The sequence below is a fragment of the Flavobacterium sharifuzzamanii genome (assembly GCF_003254585.1).
Taxonomy (GTDB): domain Bacteria; phylum Bacteroidota; class Bacteroidia; order Flavobacteriales; family Flavobacteriaceae; genus Flavobacterium; species Flavobacterium sharifuzzamanii.
Window position 1 is genome coordinate 13,276 of the sequence record NZ_QJGZ01000039.1, and the last position, 17,424, is coordinate 30,699.

13 protein-coding genes are annotated in these 17,424 nt (G+C 32.7%); 7 read left to right on the forward strand and 6 right to left on the reverse strand.

Annotated features, from left to right (window positions below):
* The first annotated feature begins 123 nt into the window (after window positions 1-123).
* The 5 genes from DMA14_RS12885 to DMA14_RS12905 all read left to right on the forward strand — a co-directional run bounded on the left by DMA14_RS12885 (window position 124) and on the right by DMA14_RS12905 (window position 5,534).
* A complete protein-coding gene (locus DMA14_RS12885) occupies window positions 124-717 on the forward strand; it encodes a GNAT family N-acetyltransferase (RefSeq protein ID WP_111425060.1) in 594 nt (197 codons plus the stop codon).
* Window positions 718-779: 62 nt separating this feature from the next.
* Window positions 780-1,571, forward strand: coding sequence for a helix-turn-helix domain-containing protein (locus DMA14_RS12890; protein ID WP_111425437.1), 792 nt, complete (start codon window positions 780-782; stop codon window positions 1,569-1,571).
* A gap of 75 nt (window positions 1,572-1,646) precedes the next feature.
* Window positions 1,647-3,155: a serine hydrolase gene (locus DMA14_RS12895; protein ID WP_111425061.1), complete on the forward strand. Its 1,509-nt coding sequence runs from the start codon at window positions 1,647-1,649 to the stop codon at window positions 3,153-3,155.
* 326 nt (window positions 3,156-3,481) lie between these two features.
* Entirely contained in the window at window positions 3,482-4,930 is a 1,449-nt protein-coding gene (locus DMA14_RS12900; RefSeq protein ID WP_111425062.1) for a serine hydrolase, read from the forward strand.
* A gap of 160 nt (window positions 4,931-5,090) precedes the next feature.
* Window positions 5,091-5,534, forward strand: coding sequence for a hypothetical protein (locus DMA14_RS12905; RefSeq protein WP_111425063.1), 444 nt, complete (start codon window positions 5,091-5,093; stop codon window positions 5,532-5,534).
* Between the two features lie 84 nt (window positions 5,535-5,618).
* Here the strand turns inward: DMA14_RS12905 and DMA14_RS12910 are convergent, their stop codons facing one another.
* A complete protein-coding gene (locus DMA14_RS12910; protein ID WP_111425064.1) occupies window positions 5,619-8,009 on the reverse strand; it encodes a penicillin acylase family protein in 2,391 nt (796 codons plus the stop codon).
* Window positions 8,010-8,116: 107 nt separating this feature from the next.
* Here DMA14_RS12910 and DMA14_RS12915 point away from each other — a divergent pair, with 107 nt between their 5' ends.
* Both DMA14_RS12915 and DMA14_RS12920 read left to right on the forward strand, forming a co-directional pair.
* Window positions 8,117-9,673: a hypothetical protein gene (locus tag DMA14_RS12915; protein ID WP_111425065.1), complete on the forward strand. Its 1,557-nt coding sequence runs from the start codon at window positions 8,117-8,119 to the stop codon at window positions 9,671-9,673.
* Window positions 9,674-10,034: 361 nt separating this feature from the next.
* Entirely contained in the window at window positions 10,035-11,831 is a 1,797-nt protein-coding gene (locus DMA14_RS12920; RefSeq protein WP_111425066.1) for a hypothetical protein, read from the forward strand.
* A gap of 58 nt (window positions 11,832-11,889) precedes the next feature.
* On the opposite strand, the gene DMA14_RS12925 is transcribed toward DMA14_RS12920, so the two are convergent.
* From DMA14_RS12925 to DMA14_RS12945, 5 genes are all read right to left on the reverse strand, one after another.
* The gene (locus DMA14_RS12925) at window positions 11,890-12,315 is read right to left on the reverse strand and encodes a YMGG-like glycine zipper-containing protein (protein ID WP_111425067.1); all 426 of its coding nucleotides are present in this window, start codon (window positions 12,313-12,315) and stop codon (window positions 11,890-11,892) included.
* A gap of 414 nt (window positions 12,316-12,729) precedes the next feature.
* Entirely contained in the window at window positions 12,730-14,004 is a 1,275-nt protein-coding gene (kynU, locus tag DMA14_RS12930) for a kynureninase (RefSeq protein ID WP_111425068.1), read from the reverse strand.
* Between the two features lie 309 nt (window positions 14,005-14,313).
* The gene (gene queA, locus DMA14_RS12935; RefSeq protein ID WP_111376525.1) at window positions 14,314-15,363 is read right to left on the reverse strand and encodes a tRNA preQ1(34) S-adenosylmethionine ribosyltransferase-isomerase QueA; all 1,050 of its coding nucleotides are present in this window, start codon (window positions 15,361-15,363) and stop codon (window positions 14,314-14,316) included.
* Window positions 15,364-15,768: 405 nt separating this feature from the next.
* Entirely contained in the window at window positions 15,769-16,998 is a 1,230-nt protein-coding gene (locus tag DMA14_RS12940; RefSeq protein WP_111425069.1) for a 3-phosphoshikimate 1-carboxyvinyltransferase, read from the reverse strand.
* Between the two features lie 98 nt (window positions 16,999-17,096).
* On the reverse strand, window positions 17,097-17,423 hold the full coding sequence (locus DMA14_RS12945) for a nucleotide pyrophosphohydrolase (protein WP_012022600.1): 327 nt from the start codon (window positions 17,421-17,423) through the stop codon (window positions 17,097-17,099).
* Between the last annotated feature and the right edge of the window lies 1 nt (window position 17,424).

Here is a 17,424-nt window from a genome sequence, read left to right on the forward strand (position 1 = left end):
GTAAATTACCCTTTTTTAATATTTTAAAATATATAACAAAATGTTATTTTATTAAATTTATTTACAGAAATTAAACAATTAATTTTGTCTTAGATTTATTTCATTAGCTAAAACCTAAAATTTATGAACAGCGAAATTTTACAATCAGAGATTGTTCTAGAAAACGAAAAAGTTCTTTTAATCCCTTTTGAAAGCAAAAGAAATATAGAGCTCAAAGAAATCATTTTTGATGAGGAAATTTGGAAATATATGGGAATGTACGTTCGAAATGATCAAGACTTTGAAAACTATATTAAAAATACATTACAACAAAAAGCAGACGGAATTTGTTATCCTTTCCTTATTATAGATAAAGCTACAAACAAAGTTGCAGGAAGCACTCGTTACGGTTACTTAAACCATTCAAGCCAAAAATGTGAAATTGGCTGGACTTGGTACGGAAAAAAGTTTCAGGGAACTGGTTTAAATAAAGCATGCAAATATGAATTATTGAATTTTGGTTTTGAGAAAATTCAGTTTAGAAGAATACAATTCAGTGCTGATCTTGAAAACACAAGATCACAAAAAGCTATTGAAAAATTGGGTGCTGTAAAAGAAGGCGTTTTTAGAAACAATTATGTCGATTCTGAAGGAAAAAGTAAAGATGATGTTTACTTCAGTATTATATCAGAAGAATGGCAGAATACTAAACGAAATAATTTTAGGGAGTTTGTTTAAACAATACCCCAGAAAAACTTTATTTTAGTCTTCGATTTTAAATGATGAAATCGAAGATTAAAATGCAGTTATACTCCGAACATTATGTAAACCCTAAAACTGAACGATTCGTCAACAAAATCTGGTGCTTGGACAATAGCATAGGCGAAAGTTCAATAGAAAACAAACTGGTTTTACCAAATGGCTGTTTCAATCTTGCTTTTGTAACTGGAAATTCTATTGAAGTTCATACCAGTAAAGCCAAATATGAGATGAACGCAGGTGTTTACTTCTGTTCGCAAATGACTAATAAAGTTTTAGTCAACATCCATCCGAAAACTACAGTTACAATTGTTCAGCTTCACACTTGGACACTTTCAATGTTTCCAAAATACGATTTAAGCGATTTTACAGATTCTATTCTCAAAATTAATCCTGATGAACTGCCTTTTAAAATTCAGATTGATTCTGATATTGAAACTATATTAAGTATAATAAATACTTATTTTGAAGCATTGTCTGACTCGAATTTGGAGAAAAATGCAATTGAAAAAGTCTGCGAAATCATTAAAAGCAAAGAAGAAGTATCTGTTTCAGAAATTAGTGAAGCTTTAAAATCTTCGCAACGTTCACTTCAAATTAAGTTTAAAACTGCAACTGGCTTAACAATTAAAAAATACATTCAGATTTTGAAGTTCAGAAAAACGGTCGATCAAATGGTGAATTCTGATTTAGAAAAGCTAAAACTGACCGATGTTGCGCTTTATAATAAATATTTTGACCAATCACATTTTATTAAAAAATTTAAAGATGTGACTAAAACCACGCCGAAAACATTCGATCCCAATTCTTATTTTCTTTCTCATAAAAGATAAGTTTTCGCATTTGTACAATTTTGTGAGTTTTGATTGATTTACTTTTGCAGAATCATCAATCAAAATCAATTACAAATGAAAATCAATCAATTCTTTTTTCAGTTAAAATTTCTTTTAATTGGAATTTTATTCTTTCAAATCCAGCTTGGATTTTCTCAAGAAGCTAAAAATTCAGATCTATATAAAACCATTATGTCAAAAGACAGTCTTCTTTTTGACATTGGTTTTAATACCTGCGATGTAAAACAATTTGAAAATCTTTACACGGAAGATTTTGAATTTTATCACGACAAAGACAGTATTTCTGATAAGGCGAAGTTTTTAAAAACGTTTCAAAACGGAATCTGTTCTCCAACAAGAAAATATAATTACCGAAGAGAATTAATAGACGGAAGCACAGAAATTTATCCTTTATATAAAAATGGTGTTTTATATGGTGCTATTCAAATGGGAACACATCGTTTTTATGAAAGCTCTGCTTCAAATGCAGAACAGGCAGGAAGTTTTGCCAAATTTACCCATTTATGGCTTTTAAAAAATAAAGAATGGAAACTAGCTAGATCGCTTAGTTATAATCATCAAATGACAAGTTCTAGTGCTGGAATATCAAATCTTTTTGACCATGATTTGGAAACCGAAAAATGGCTGAAAGAGAATAATGTTCCCGCTTTAGGAATTGGAATTATTACTGACGGAAAACTAAAACAGGTAAAAGTTTTTGGCGAACTTAAAAAAGGTGTTTCCGCACCTTATAATACTATCTGGAACGTAGCTTCGTTAACAAAACCCATAACTGCCATAACCGTTTTAAAATTAGTAAGCGCAGGAAAATGGGACTTAGACGAACCGCTTTATAGATATTGGATTGATCCTGATATTGCAAAAGATCCTTATTTAAAGTTACTGACCACGAGAATTGTTCTAAGCCATCAAACAGGTTTTCCGAATTGGCGATCTTTTAATGAGTTTAATAAATTAGATTTCAAATTTAAACCTGGAACACAATACCAGTATTCTGGAGAAGGTTTTGAATATCTGCGAAAAGCACTAGAGAAAAAATTCCACAAAACATTGGATCAATTGGCTTCAGAATTAGTTTTTGAACCATTAAAAATGACCGATTCTCAATTAATCTGGAATGATAAAATAGATCTTTCGAGATACGCGGTCAATTACGACAAAAACGGAAATGCTTACGAACCAACTAAAAATAAATCTGCAAATGCTGCCGACGATTTATTAACTACTATTGAAGATTACGGCAGATTTTTATCTAGCATAATGAACAATGAAGGATTAGGCAAAAAAGTTTTTGACGACATGAAATCGCATCAGATCTCGACTAAAAAAAATAAATATTTTGGCTTAGGCTTCGAAATTTACGATTTAGGAAATGAAAATTATGCTTTGTCTCATAGCGGTGCAGACAAAGGAGTTCAGACTATTTTTGTTTTGCTTCCCAAAACAAAACAAGGTTTAGTCATTTTTACCAATGTTGATGACGGCTATAAAGTTTATGAAAATATTGTGGTGCATTACTTGGGAGAAAATGGGCAGAAAATTGTTGATATTGAAACCAAATAATTTCCACTTCAATCAGATATTAACTTTAATCTGAAGACATGCTAAAATTATTTATCCTTCTATTAGTATATATAAGTAAAATTTTAACTGCTTAATTGCATTAAAAATATTTGTTAGTTATGAGCATAGGCCAACTTTTAAAGTAACTGGTCTGTGCTCTTACTTTTTTATATTCTGAAAAAAATAAAAAAAATGGATTAATCGTGAAACCAAATCGCAAATCAATCGTCTAAGACTTTAGAGCATCTTTTTTATTTCATTTAAGAAGTTTCAATCATCAATCAAAAACGAATCATTCATTAATCTTAAACCATAATCAATCTATTATGAAAAAATCAATCAAACTTATTGCACTTTTTGTTGCTTTTCAATTTTCATCCTTTAGCACTTTTGCTCAAGATAAAGCACAACAAATTGAGCAGCTTTTAAACAAATACAACGAATACGGACAATTTAACGGTTCGGCTTTGGTGGCAGAAAACGGAAAAGTAATTTTCAAAAAAGGTTTCGGTTCTGCCAACATGGAATGGAATATCCCGAACCAGCCTGACACTAAATTTAGATTAGGTTCTATTAGCAAACAATTCACCGCACTTTTAATTGTAAAACTGGCTGAGGAGGGAAAAATAAAACTGGATGTACCTATTACTACTTATCTTCCAGATTATCCAAAAGAAAATGGCGATAAAATCACAATCCATCATTTATTGACGCATACATCTGGGATTCCAAATTATACCAGCGCTCCAAACTTCCTTAAGGATAAAGCAAAAAATCCTTATACGCCCGAAGCTTTTGTAAAAACTTTTTCTAGTCTGCCACTTGAGTTCGCTCCAGGTGAAAAGTTCAATTATAGCAACTCAGGTTATTTCTTATTAGGTTACATTATCGAAAAAATTACGGGTAAAACGTATGAGCAGAATTTACAAGAAACTATTTTCATGCCTTTAAAAATGGTTAATACTGGTTACGATCATAGTGAAGTTATTATAAAAAACAGAGCTGCTGGTTACGAAAAAGAAGGTAAAAAATTTGTAAATGCCTCTTACATTGACATGAGCATTCCGTATGCTGCAGGATCTTTATATTCTACTGTAGAAGATTTGTATTTATGGGATCAGGCGCTTTATACTAATAAATTACTTTATGAAAAATCAATGGAATCTCTATTCAAACCTTACATTAAAGCATGGAATGGTTTTTACGGATACGGATGGTCAACTTATGAAGTGCCAAACGGAGACAGCAAGCTAACTGTTGTTGAGCACGGAGGTGGAATCAACGGATTTAATACCATTATTTCGCGTATTCCTAAAGATAAAAACCTTGTTGTTTTGTTGAATAATACTGGCGGAACTGTTTTAGGCGAAATGAATACTGCAATTCGCAATATTTTATACAATCAGCCATTTAATCAGCCAAAAAAATCTCTGGCTCTTGATCTATTAGACGTTTATACTGAAAAAGGTGCAACAGCAGGAACAGAAACTTACAAAAAGCTAAAAACCGATCCAACTTATGCTATTAAAGAGGGCGATATGAACCGAGTTGGATATCAATTATTGCAAACTGGAAAAAAGAAAGAAGCCATTGAAGTTTTTAAAATCAATGTTGATACTTTTCCAAAATCTGGAAATGCTTATGATAGTTTAGGCGAAGCTTATTTGGCTGATGGAGATAAAAAACTGGCAATGGTTAACTACAAGAAATCTGTTGAACTAGATCCTACAAATGAAGGTGGAAAAAAGGTTTTGGAAGAACTTTCTAAAAAATAAAGGCATACTATTGTAGATCAAATTCTTAAAATGGCTCCGAAAAAGTAGATTTAAAATCTATTTTTTCGGAGCTTTTTTTGTTACAACTTGGGACATTCAAACCTGATGATTTATTTTTCTAAAGTACTATTTTAGCTCACCCAAAATAATTGAATAACCTATGAAAAATCTAAAAAATCACGGTTTCTTAGCTGTATTATTATGCCTTTTTATTTCTTCTAAATCTTTATCTCAAAACAATCAGCCGCTGATGCCAAGTCAGCAAAACAAAATTATAATTGATAAAATTGTTGAAGCAACTCGCTATAAAAACTATGTTATTGATTTTTGCCTTTCAAAAATAAGTGAAGCAACAGCAAAAGAAGGCTGGAACGAACAAAAAGCAATGGAAATTACCCAAAGCATCAATTACAAAAATTTCAGAGATGCGATTTACAACAGTCTTGTTGTTTTTGATGAAGTTGAACTGGAAACTTTATTGAAAGCCTATGAAAAAGACTCAGCTTATCAAACACAAAATGTAATGACCAATAATAAAGTGCTTATTAATAATCTGAACATTTTTGCTGATGATATTGTGAAGGGGAAATATATTTCTAAATAAGGTGCTAAGTTTTTTTTAGCCTTTGTCAAAGTTTAAAACTTTGACAAAGGCTAAAACTTGAAACATTAAACTTGAAACAAAATTTTATTCTTTCGGTTTCAAAACCAATTTTGTAGATGTTTTTATAATCTCCTCTTTATTCAATTTCATTTTTCTGAACTTTCCTGCGTTGTACATTTCGGCTTGATCGCTATAATGTTTACTGAAAGGATTTCCAGATTGTCCTGTTGGCAAAATACTCCAGCTATTTTCTACATCGGCAAAATCGACAATTCTTCTTGTTGAAGGTCCGCCTCTGGTATAATACTTTCCTTCATCATTAAATCCGAAGAATAAATTATTAATTACTTCATTTGAACCTGGAGAATTAAATGGTCCAACATTAAATAATCCGCGAAGCGCTTTAACTTTTCCTAATGGATGTTCGTGTTCTACAGTATGCACTTTCCCCCAATTCCATTCTGAAATATTTTCTCCTAACTGATTTTGCAAAGCAATAACAGCGTCATGAAAAGATTTTGAAACAACTTCTTTTCTTGTTTCTTTTACATTTTTGGTTTTGATATTATCCCACCAAACCGAATTTTCATTTTTAATTTGATTCGCGATAACTTGCTTCCCTAAAGAAATTCCTAAAAATAAATTGAAATTGTCTTTGCCCATCTCGTCCTCAAATGTATTTTTCAAATACAAATAAATCCATTTATTATACATCGTTGGCGCAATGTCGTCAATATTTGTTGTTCCTTTCCAAGACTTTAAAACTCCCAAAATCTCTTTTTCATTATAGGAAAGCGGTTTATTATCTAAAGCTGCAATTAAGTTTTTAGTCGTTTCGACAGCAACATCAGAAGTATTATCGTAAATCATTTTACTGATGGCTACTTTGTCCCAATCTGATTTTGCATCTAGAATTCCAGAAATTCTTTTGGCGCGATCTTCTGGCAAATAATATCCTGGATATAAATAGCCATTGTCTATAGCTTCCGGCTGATTATTCGCAGAATATACATATCCCCATTCTGGATTTTCAGCTGATGGATTTTTTTCAAAATCTAAAAACTTCGTAATATCATCTTTTCCGCTTGAACCGTCCAAAATCAAATGTGTATTAACACCTTCATTATGTCGGTACAATTTCCCGCTTGCCCACCAAGCTACATTCCCTTTGGCATCGCCATACATTACATTCAATCCAGGCGCGGCGATTAAACTAACAGATTTTTTAAAGTCAGTTGTATTTTCAGCATGCGAAAGACCATAAGCCGCGTCTAAAATCAAGATTGGTTCTCTTGTATACGTCCAAGACATTGCGATTGGGTTTTTCTTTTCTAAACGATCTATAAAATCATTCATAACTGGGCCATGACGCGTAATCTTTATTGTCAAGACAACATCTGAAGAATCTTTTACTTTAATTGTTTTTTTTCTGATTTCGTATTTGCTGAAACCTGTCGGTGTCTGATATTGAGAAGCATCGTCTATTTTGTTTTTTTCTTGATAAAAATCGATATCATCATTTTCAAACATGGTCAAACCATAAGCATAATCCCTATTGTGCGCCAAAAGCGGAAATGGAGTTCCTGCCAAATAACAGCCATATAATTCATGTTTTGGAGTAACAATATGCGCTTCGTACCAAGTTGCAGGTTGCGAAAATCCAATATGCGGATCATTTGCAAAAATAACTTTTCCCGTTTTCGATTTATGAGGCCCAACAACCCAACTGTTGCTTCCAACAAATGGAGGAATCGGAGACTGATCCAGCATTCCGGTTATAGATTTTGAGATCTCCGTGTATTCTTCAGTTTTCTCTTTTGAGATTTTAATTCTAGTATTGTTGAATTCTCCTTCAATACCTAAATCTTTCAAATAAGCAACACCATATTTGTTTTTTATGTCTGTCAACAGCGGATCTGTTTTCTGCGCCATAGCGAAACTAAAAGACATGTATCCGAAAATATTATAAACGTCTTTTATGGTAAATTTTTGCTTTTTTACACCAACCAAAGTAAATTCTATTGGCGTAACACCTTCATCCAAGTATTGATTAATTCCATCCAGATAGGCTTGAGTCAGTTTATAGCTTTCGCTGTTTTTATCCAATTTTACAATGGCTTTCGCCGAAGCTTCTTCAATTCCTATTCCAGCAAAAAACTTGTCGTTTTTAAGCGCAACACCACCAAAAATTTCAGAAAGGCGTCCCGGCGCAATTCGGCGTAACAATTCCATTTGCCACAATCTTTCCTGCGCATGCACATAACCAAGTGCTCGCATAGCATCTTTTTCAGAATCTGCATAAATATGAGGTACGCCAAAATCATCAAAATAGACTGTGGTTTCTTTTTCCAGATTATTCAATTGTACAGAACCTTCATATTTCGGTTTTAAATGAAAAATATAAGCGCACAAACCAATCGCAAGAATCACAATAAGAACCAATAATGTCAACAGGATTTTTTTAATTATTCTCATATTCTAAAAAAAATGAAATTTGTAATGATATAACTTTTCCGCAAAATTTTATAAGAGACAACCGTCTTTAAAACTCTAAATTTATGTATTTAAAATTAATACTATAAATGTCCATCTATAAAAAAATAGCTATTGTAGTAATTTCTCTGCTTGCCATTGTAATTCTTGCCAATATCGGGTTGAATTACTGGATCAAAAAACAGCTTCCGATCATTATTCACGAAAAAAATAAAACAGCTTATAATATCAATTACGAAAAAATTGAAGTCTCTCTTTTTTCCAGGAATATCAATGCGCAGACTTTGCTTGTAAGTCCTAAAAATGCGCCAAAAGACAGCAAAAATGGGCTTTTTTCAAAAATCGAATCCATCACCATAAAACATTTCAATATTTGGGATCTGGCTTTTCGTGATATCATTCAAGCAGAAAGTATTATAATTAATAAACCGCGAATCATTTTATACAAAAAAGGTGAAAAATTAATCAATAACAGCAAAAGTATTGAGAAAGAAATTGTTGATCCTTTTAGAAAAATTATTGCAGTTTCTAATATCTACCTCAACGAAGGATCTATTGATGTTGTCTCTTTAGATACAGAAAAACCTATTTTCAGCATAAAAAAAATCCTTTTAAAACTAGAAGGCATTTTAATTACTGATGCTACTTTAAAAGAAAAAATTCCAATTCGATACAAAAAATATGCTCTTGTTTGCGACAGCTTGTTTTATAGACCAAATGGTTTCTATTATATCAATATCGGAAAAATAAGCACTGAAAAGAATTTTTTAAAAATTAATAATTTCTCAAATCTTCCTCAATTTGAACGACGAGAATTTGTACAACGTCTTGAAAAAGAAAAAGACATTTACAATCTAAAGTTTGATTCGGCACAAGTTGCAAAAATGGATTGGGGTTTCAAAAATGACCATTTTTATTTCAAAGCAAATTCGCTTGTAATTCATCATTTTGATGCCAATATCTACCGCGGAAAAATGCTAAAAGACGATCCAAGCAAAAAATATCTTTACAATCATTTATTGCGAAATCTAAAATTTCCGCTTCAAATTGACACATTGCAAGTTTTAAAATCGAAATTGGTTTATGAGGAAGAACTAGATTTTGCTAAAGGCCCAGGAGTTTTAACTTTCGATAAATTCAATCTGCAAGCGACCAATTTAAAAAGCGGTTTTGGCTTAACAAAAACAGATGATGTAAAAATAAAAGTCAAATGTATTTTTATGAAAAATTCCCCTCTTGATGTCGATTGGAGTTTTAATGTTCTAGATAAAAGTGACGGATTTCATATTCAAGGCGTGATTTCGAATTTTAACGTTCAAGGAATGACAAGATTCACAAAGCCATATATAAACACGACTTTTACTGGAACTTTCAATAAATACCGTTTTAATTTCTACGGCAACGATAATGGCTCAAAAGGAAATGCTTCTCTGGATTATGATGACCTAAAAGTCAAATTATATAAAAAGAATAAACCAGAAAAAGAGGCAAAACTCAAAACTGCTGTTGCCAATTTATTAGTCAAAAACGATTCGAAAGACGGAGCCAAAACAGCCGAAGTTGAAGTAGAACGGCTTCAAGATAGATCGTTCTACAATCTTTTGTGGAGAAGCATTGCAGAGTCTTTGAAGAAGATTTTGATTTAATTTTTTTTCGCCACAAATTACACGGATTTGCACAAATTGCTTTTTAAAATCTTTCTAGCCAAAATTCAATTTCGAAGGATTTAAATTGTCAACATAGCCTGCGGTTTCAACCGCAGGAACGTAATGGATTTTCATTATGCATTTCCAAAAAAACGTTCCCCGTGGTTGAAACCACGGGCTATTTTTATTTATGATTCGTAATTTGTCGCCAATAATTACACGAGTTTTTATTTGGCGCATTTAAAAAATCAATTCGTGTTAATTCGTGTAATTCGCGGCAACCAATCTGCAAACCTGACATTTATCAGGTTTTAGGAGAAAATATTTTTTTTCATTTGTCTCTATTTTAATCCGAATACAAATGACAAAAAATAATCTGCATACTTTTCATATTCCGGTAATGGGACTTGCTTATACCATAGACAGTCCGATTCGAGTAGCGCAGTACGGAATTTCATCGGTTGTTGCTTTAGCAGACGATGATCTGATTGAAAAGATGCGTAATTTTTACAGCACAAAATTCAACATTCCTTACAAAGAAATTACTCAAAAATTTCACGACTACCGCGCTGAAAGAATTACCTCTTATTTAAATTTAGTTGATAAAATCGTAAAAGAAAAATTCGAAAAATTCAAAACAGAATTGGCAGAAAGCAAAACTGCTTTAGAAAATTTCATGGAAATGCTGCCGAATACTTCTGATATTAAAAAGGGATTTCAGAATCTATTGGATGACGGAATTGCTTTTAAAGAAAACATTCAAAGTTATATCGAAACCCACCTTTTTCCAGGAGAAATTGATGTCAACATCATGACGAAATTAGACAAAGATAATTTCATCAAAAACGAACAGCTTCCAATTGAGTTTAATGATGCTCATGCTGCTTTAAGAGGTTTTGCTAATAGCAATCTGGAATCTTCTGTTGTACTTTCTGCTGGAATGAATCCGAGATTGTTTGGTTACTTTGAAAACTTCAAAGATTTTTTCCCGAATGAAAATAACGAACTGAAAAAGAAAATCATCCTAAAAGTAAGTGATTTTAGATCAGCAATGATTCAAGGAAATTTCTTGGCGAAAAAAGGACTTTGGGTTTCAGAATATCGAATCGAATCGGGATTGAACTGCGGCGGACATGCTTTTGCAACTGACGGACTTCTTTTGGGTACTATTTTAGAAGAATTCAAGCAGAAAAAAGATCAATTGATACAATCTGCCCACGAATTAATGATTAAAGCTTTACAAGCCAAAAATCAGCCTGTTCCTGAAAATCCTTTAGAATTAAAAATTACGGTTCAAGGCGGTGTTGGAACTGCAGCTGAACATGAATTTTTACTAGACGAATACAATGTTGATTCTGTAGGTTGGGGCTCACCTTTTTTATTAGTTCCAGAAGCAACATCTGTAGATAAAGAAACTCGGAATTTATTGATGAATGCCAAAGAAGATGATTTTTACTTAAGTAATATTTCGCCTTTGGGAGTTCCTTTTAATACTTTGAAAGGAACAACTAATGAATTTTTAAAACAAAAGCGAATCCATGAAAACAAAGCCGGAAGTTCTTGTCCGAAGAAATTTTTAGCATTAAGCAAAGAATACGACCCACACGGAATTTGCACGGCTTCAAAAAAATATCAGGATATAAAACTCGAAGAATTAGAAGCAAAAAAAGATTCATTATCTATTAATGAGTTTGAGAAAAGCAAAATCAAAATCACCGAAAAATCGTGTTTATGCGTTGGTTTAGCCAATGCTTCTTATCTAGAAAATGATATAAAAGTTAAAGGCCAAGCTCAAGGTGTAGTAATTTGCCCTGGACCAAACTTAGCTTATTTTGATCAGGAAGTTTCCTTAAAAGATATGATTCAGCATATTTATCAAGGAAAATCAATTATTAGAACTGAACGTCCAAACTTGTTTATAAAAGAACTTAAAATGTATGTTGAATATTTTAGAAATGAAATCCAATCTGTTTCTGGAGAACTAACAGCAGCTCAGCTTAAAAAATGGAATACTTTTAAATCTAATCTGTTGGATGGAATTGAGTATTATAAAAATTTATTTGAATCGACGTCAGTCTTTAAGGGTCATCTTGATCAACTCGATTCTTGTAAATCAGAATTAGTTGGTATAAAAATTCCCGTTTCAGAGTTGGTTTAAAATTGAAAACCCCAAATTATCATCTAATTTGGGGTTTGTTTTATCTATAGAATTTAAACTATTCTTTCTTCTTGTTTTTGCTATCAATAACAGCTCCTGTTCCAGTTCCGACTGCAGCTCCGGCTAAACCACCAATAATGGCACCTTCACCTTTTTTCTTACTGACAATTGCGCCAGTTGCCGCTCCCACTCCAGCACCAATTACAGCCCCTTTAGCGGTTGCGCTCCAACCTTTCTTTTTAGCTGGTGCAGCTGCTGTTGCATCTTGTTGATGTACTACAACGACTTTCTCTTTTTGAGCTTCGATCTTCTCTTCATTCATTTTAGCCATTTCAGTTTTCATCGAATCGATAACACGCTGTTTGTTAATCTCAACTTTCATTGAATCAATGCTGGCTTGTTTGGCTTTATTTATATCTTCTTTGCTTTGTTGCTGGCAAGAAGTTAAAAATATCACGGTCAATAAAATATATAAGCCTTTCATGATTATAAGTTTTTAAATAATTATACATCACAAAGTTCTTAATATCTGCCATAATAGTTATTACAGAATTTTTCAGAAAGTTTATAAGATTTGAAGATTTCATCGTATTTCTCGCTAAATTATTTTTTTAAGCTGTATGATTTAATCTCGCAATCCCGATAGCTATCGGGAGAAGTTTTTAATCTTTTAAATTTAATAGCGTCCAGCTGTAGCTGGATGAAAAAGCGATCAAAAGAAAAAGGCTTTAACCAAACTGAACTCGTTTGGCTAAAGCCCTCTTAACTTAATCTTTAATACCTCCAGCTAAAGCTGGAGGCTATTGAGAAAAAAATCTTTTTAATCCTTTTAATCTGTGGCTTCAAAAAACTTTGCGTCTTCGCTCCCGATCGCTATCGGGATTGCAAGATTACTTTTTTATTTCCCTAAAATTCCTTTTTTCAGGATTTGTCCAAAATCATACATGTCTTCATAAGAACAATATAAAGGAACAGGTGCCAGACGAATTACGTTTGGTTCACGCCAATCTGTAATTACTCCGTTTTTCATTAAATAATCAAACAATGCTCTTCCTTCTCCGTGAAGAAAAACAGATAATTGTGAAGCTCTTTCTTCTGGATTTGTTGGTGTAATGATCTCAAAAGTACTTTCTACTTCTTTATCAATTTCGTGAAGAATAAATTCCAGATATGAAGTAATATGATCACGTTTTGCAATCAAAGCATCCATTCCAACCTCAGCAAACATTTCTACAGAAGCCAAATATGGCGCTAAAGATAGAACTGGTAAGTTACTAATTTGCCATCCATCTGCTCCGTGAACAGGATCAAAATTTGGTTCCATTTTAAAACGACGCTCTTTGTTGTGTCCCCACCATCCTGCAAATCTTGGCAGATTTGAATTATGATGTTTTTCGTGAACAAAACATCCAGAAGCATTTCCTGGCCCTGAGTTCATGTATTTATAACTACACCAAGCAGCAAAATCAACATTCCAATCGTGAAGTTCTAATTTTATATTTCCAGCAGCATGTGCTAAATCCCATCCTACTTTTGCTCCAACCTTTTGCCCAGCGGCAGTTATGGTTTTAATATCAAAAACTTGTCCGGTATAATAATTTACTCCACCAATTAAAACTAAAGCCAATTCATCACCAACTTCTTCAATTTTTGCTAAAACATCTTCTAGACGAATATTATGTTCTCCTTCTCTACGTTTAATTTCTACAATCGCATCTTCAGATTTGTATCCGTGAAAGTTAACTTGGCTCTGAAACATATATTGATCTGATGGAAAAGCTTTTTCTTCGCAGATAATTTTATAACGTTTGCCTTTTGGCTGATAAAAAGAAACCATTAATAAATGAAGATTTACTGTCAAAGTATTCATCACCGTAACTTCAGACGGAAGTGCTCCAACAATCTTACTCAACGGTTCAGCAAATCTTTCCTGATAATCCCACCAAGGTTTTTCAGCATAAAAATGGCCTTCGACAGCAAGTTCTGCCCAATCATTCATTACTTCGTCAATATATGCTTTAGTACGTTTTGGCTGTAATCCTAAAGAATTTCCTGTGAAATAAATTACTCGTTTATCATTTACTTTAGGAAAAATAAATTCTTGTTGATAGTGATTTAATGCGTCTTTCGAATCTAGCTCTCGTGCAAATTCGCGTGTATTTTGAAAAGTCATTGTGTTTTTGTTTTGGATGCTAAAATAACAAAAATTGTTTGTTTTGTTTCAGATTGATATGCTTTGTGTATTTTTTAACGCAAAGTTCGCAAAGTCTTTTTTTATCAAGGCTAACGTTTACAAACGCTAAGTTCGCAAAGCTTTGCGTTCTTTTTGTTTCTGGCAAACACATACTGAGCAAAAAACCTTTGCGCTCTTTCCGTTTAAATTTCTCAACAAATGTCCAACTTGAAACCTGAAACTTGAAACAAATAAAAAACCCGACAGGTTATAAAAACTTGTCGGGTCTTTTTATATGACAAATGCTAATTACAAGATTAACATCGCGTCTCCGTAAGAATAGAATTTGTATCCTTCTTTGATTGCTTCTTCGTATGCTTTTTTCATTAAATCGTGACCACAGAAAGCAGAAATCATCATTAATAATGTTGATTTTGGTGTGTGGAAGTTTGTAATCATACAGTTTGCAATACTGAAATCGTGAGGAGGGAAAATGAATTTATTCGTCCAACCTTCGTATGGATTCAAAGTATTAGCAGAAGAAACAGAACTTTCAATTGCACGCATAGAAGTTGTTCCTACAGCACAAATACGTTTTTTCTTTGCTTTTCCTTCGTTTACAATATCACAAGCTTCTTGAGTAATGATTAATTCCTCAGAATCCATTTTGTGTTTAGATAAATCTTCAACCTCAACTGGGTTAAAAGTTCCTAAACCTACGTGTAAAGTTACTTCAGCAAAATTCACTCCTTTGATTTCTAATTTTTTCAAAAGGTGTTTTGAGAAGTGTAAACCAGCAGTTGGTGCCGCTACAGCTCCTTCTTCTTTTGCGTAGATAGTTTGGTATCTTTCAGCATCTTCAGCAGTTACTTCTCTGTTGATGTATTTAGGAATTGGAGTTTCTCCAAGTTCTGTCAATTTGTTTCTGAATTCTTCATAAGATCCATCGTATAAGAAACGTAATGTTCTACCACGAGAAGTTGTATTGTCAATTACCTCAGCAACTAACGAATCGTCATCACCAAAATAAAGTTTGTTACCAATACGGATTTTTCTAGCTGGATCTACTAAAACATCCCAAAGGCGTTGCTCTGAATTTAATTCTCTTAGTAAGAAAACCTCAATTCTAGCTCCAGTTTTTTCTTTGTTTCCGTACAAACGTGCAGGGAAAACTTTTGTATTATTAAGAATTAAAACGTCTCCGTCATCAAAATAGTTGATCACGTCTTTAAACATTTTATGTTCGATTGTGTTTTTTTTACGGTCAATTACCATTAAACGAGACTCATCTCTGTTTTCTGCTGGAAATTCAGCCAAAAGTTCTTTCGGTAAATTGAAATTGAAGTGTGATAATTTCATATTTGAGTTGTTGATTTTAGAGTGTAGCTTTTAGATTTGTTTATCCAAAAATTTAAATCGGTTGCAAATATACGATTGTGAGATAGGCGTTGTCAAGTGTTTTGATGTTTATTTTCAAAAGTCCTTGATTTACTGCACTTTCAGATTGACTTAAAAAGCTATTCTTTAAGTCAATTTTAACTTTTTCGAACTATATAAGAAATATAAGTTCATTTAAAGCAAACCTATAATTTGGCTAAATCCGAAAAAAACATCTTTGAAAACCTCAGTTAAAGCTGAAGGCAATTCATTTACGAAAAAAAATATCTAAAATTCAACCATAAAAAAACCTCTGGTTGAAACCAGAGGCTATGTTTTATTATGCTTGAATTTAAATGAACTTATATTTCTTATATGGTTCAAAAACTACAATTCTGAGATTTGAAAGTTCAAGGCTTTTAAATCGTTCCAGAAATCTGGGTAAGATTTGGAAACTACTTCAGCATCATCAATAATAATTGGAACTTTAATTGCTAAAGGTGCAAAAGCCATTGCCATACGGTGATCGTTGTATGTCGCGATATGAATATCATGCTTAATATCTCCCGAACGCTCTAAAGTCAAACTGTCATTAGTTACAGAAATATTTGCTCCTAATTTTGTAAGCTCAATTCTTAAAGCTTCTAGTCGGTCAGTTTCTTTAATTTTTAAAGTATGAAGTCCTGTTAGGTGACACCCAATTCCTAAACCTAAACAAGTTACTACAATTGTTTGAGCGATATCTGGTGTATTATTTAATTCAAAATTTACATCTTGATAATTAAATCCTGCTACTTTTTCCAAAGTCATTTTGTTGTTTTGGAAAGTCGTTTTTACACCCATTTTTTCGTAAAGAGAAACTAATTCAGAATCTCCTTGAAGACTGTTTTCTTTGTAACTGCTCAAAGTAATTTTTGCTATATCGGCCAAAGCAACTAAGCTAAAGAAATATGAAGCAGAGCTCCAGTCAGACTCAACAACCATTTCTTTAGTTTCAACTGATTCTTTAGGAAATACTTTAATTACATTTCCTTCAAAACTTGTTTTAATATCTAAATCATTTAGCAGAGCCAAAGTCATTTTGATATAAGGAATTGAAGTAATTTCTCCTTCCAAAGTCAATTCTAAACCATTATCTAATTTTGAAGCCACTAATAAAAGCGCCGAAATATATTGGCTGCTGACATTCGCTGCCAAGTTTACTTTTGAAGCGGTAACTTTTTTTCCTTTAATTCGAATTGGCGGATAACCTTCTTCTTTTTCATAAGAAATCTCAATTCCCAATTGTCTCAAAGTATCAACCAAAATTTTTATCGGACGTTCCTGCATTCTGCTAGAACCTGTCAAAACGACTTCTCTACCTTCGTTAACCGAAAAATAAGCCGTAAGAAAACGCATTGCTGTTCCTGCGTGGTGAATATCTACAATTTCGTCATTTCCCGCCAAGGCTTTCTGCATTACTTCGCTGTCGTCTGAATTTGAAGTATTGGCTAAAGTAATATTTGGAAATAATGCTTTTAATAACAATAAGCGGTTCGTTTCACTTTTAGAACCTGTAATATTTAGTTGCGAATCATCAATTGTGAATGGTGAATTCGTCGTTAATTTTAAATTCATGATATTAGTTATGAGTTGCGAATTATGAGTAACATAATCCAAGCGTGCAATTTACCACTCCTCGCCCGTAAATCAAAATTCACGCTGAAATTTCACAATTATTTCAATTTATCATTGTTTTTGTGACGATCTTTATCTCTAACTGATTTTAGATCCATTTTTTTGTCAAAAGCAGCCTGTAAATCAATTCCTGTTTGATTGGCTAAACAAAGCACTACGAAAACAACATCTGCCAATTCTTCTCCTAAATCTTTGTTCTTATCACTTTCCTTTTCAGATTGTTCTCCGTAACGGCGCGCAATAATTCTGGCAACCTCACCAACTTCTTCTGTAAGCTGTGCCATATTTGTCAATTCGTTGAAGTAACGAACTCCGTGTTCTTTTATCCAGGTATCAACATCTAACTGTGCATTTTTCAAATCCATC

Bases quoted from the DNA above. Each gene is read 5' to 3' on its own strand.
- DMA14_RS12885 (WP_111425060.1), top strand. From the start codon at position 124: ATGAACAGCGAAATTTTACAATCAGAGATTGTTCTAGAAAACGAAAAA.
- DMA14_RS12890 (WP_111425437.1), top strand. From the start codon at position 780: ATGCAGTTATACTCCGAACATTATGTAAACCCTAAAACTGAACGATTC.
- DMA14_RS12895 (WP_111425061.1), top strand. From the start codon at position 1,647: ATGAAAATCAATCAATTCTTTTTTCAGTTAAAATTTCTTTTAATTGGA.
- DMA14_RS12900 (WP_111425062.1), top strand. From the start codon at position 3,482: ATGAAAAAATCAATCAAACTTATTGCACTTTTTGTTGCTTTTCAATTT.
- DMA14_RS12905 (WP_111425063.1), top strand. From the start codon at position 5,091: ATGAAAAATCTAAAAAATCACGGTTTCTTAGCTGTATTATTATGCCTT.
- DMA14_RS12910 (WP_111425064.1), bottom strand. From the start codon at position 8,009: ATGAGAATAATTAAAAAAATCCTGTTGACATTATTGGTTCTTATTGTG.
- DMA14_RS12915 (WP_111425065.1), top strand. From the start codon at position 8,117: ATGTCCATCTATAAAAAAATAGCTATTGTAGTAATTTCTCTGCTTGCC.
- DMA14_RS12920 (WP_111425066.1), top strand. From the start codon at position 10,035: ATGACAAAAAATAATCTGCATACTTTTCATATTCCGGTAATGGGACTT.
- DMA14_RS12925 (WP_111425067.1), bottom strand. From the start codon at position 12,315: ATGAAAGGCTTATATATTTTATTGACCGTGATATTTTTAACTTCTTGC.
- kynU (WP_111425068.1), bottom strand. From the start codon at position 14,004: ATGACTTTTCAAAATACACGCGAATTTGCACGAGAGCTAGATTCGAAA.
- queA (WP_111376525.1), bottom strand. From the start codon at position 15,363: ATGAAATTATCACACTTCAATTTCAATTTACCGAAAGAACTTTTGGCT.
- DMA14_RS12940 (WP_111425069.1), bottom strand. From the start codon at position 16,998: ATGAATTTAAAATTAACGACGAATTCACCATTCACAATTGATGATTCG.
- DMA14_RS12945 (WP_012022600.1), bottom strand. From the start codon at position 17,423: ATGGATTTGAAAAATGCACAGTTAGATGTTGATACCTGGATAAAAGAA.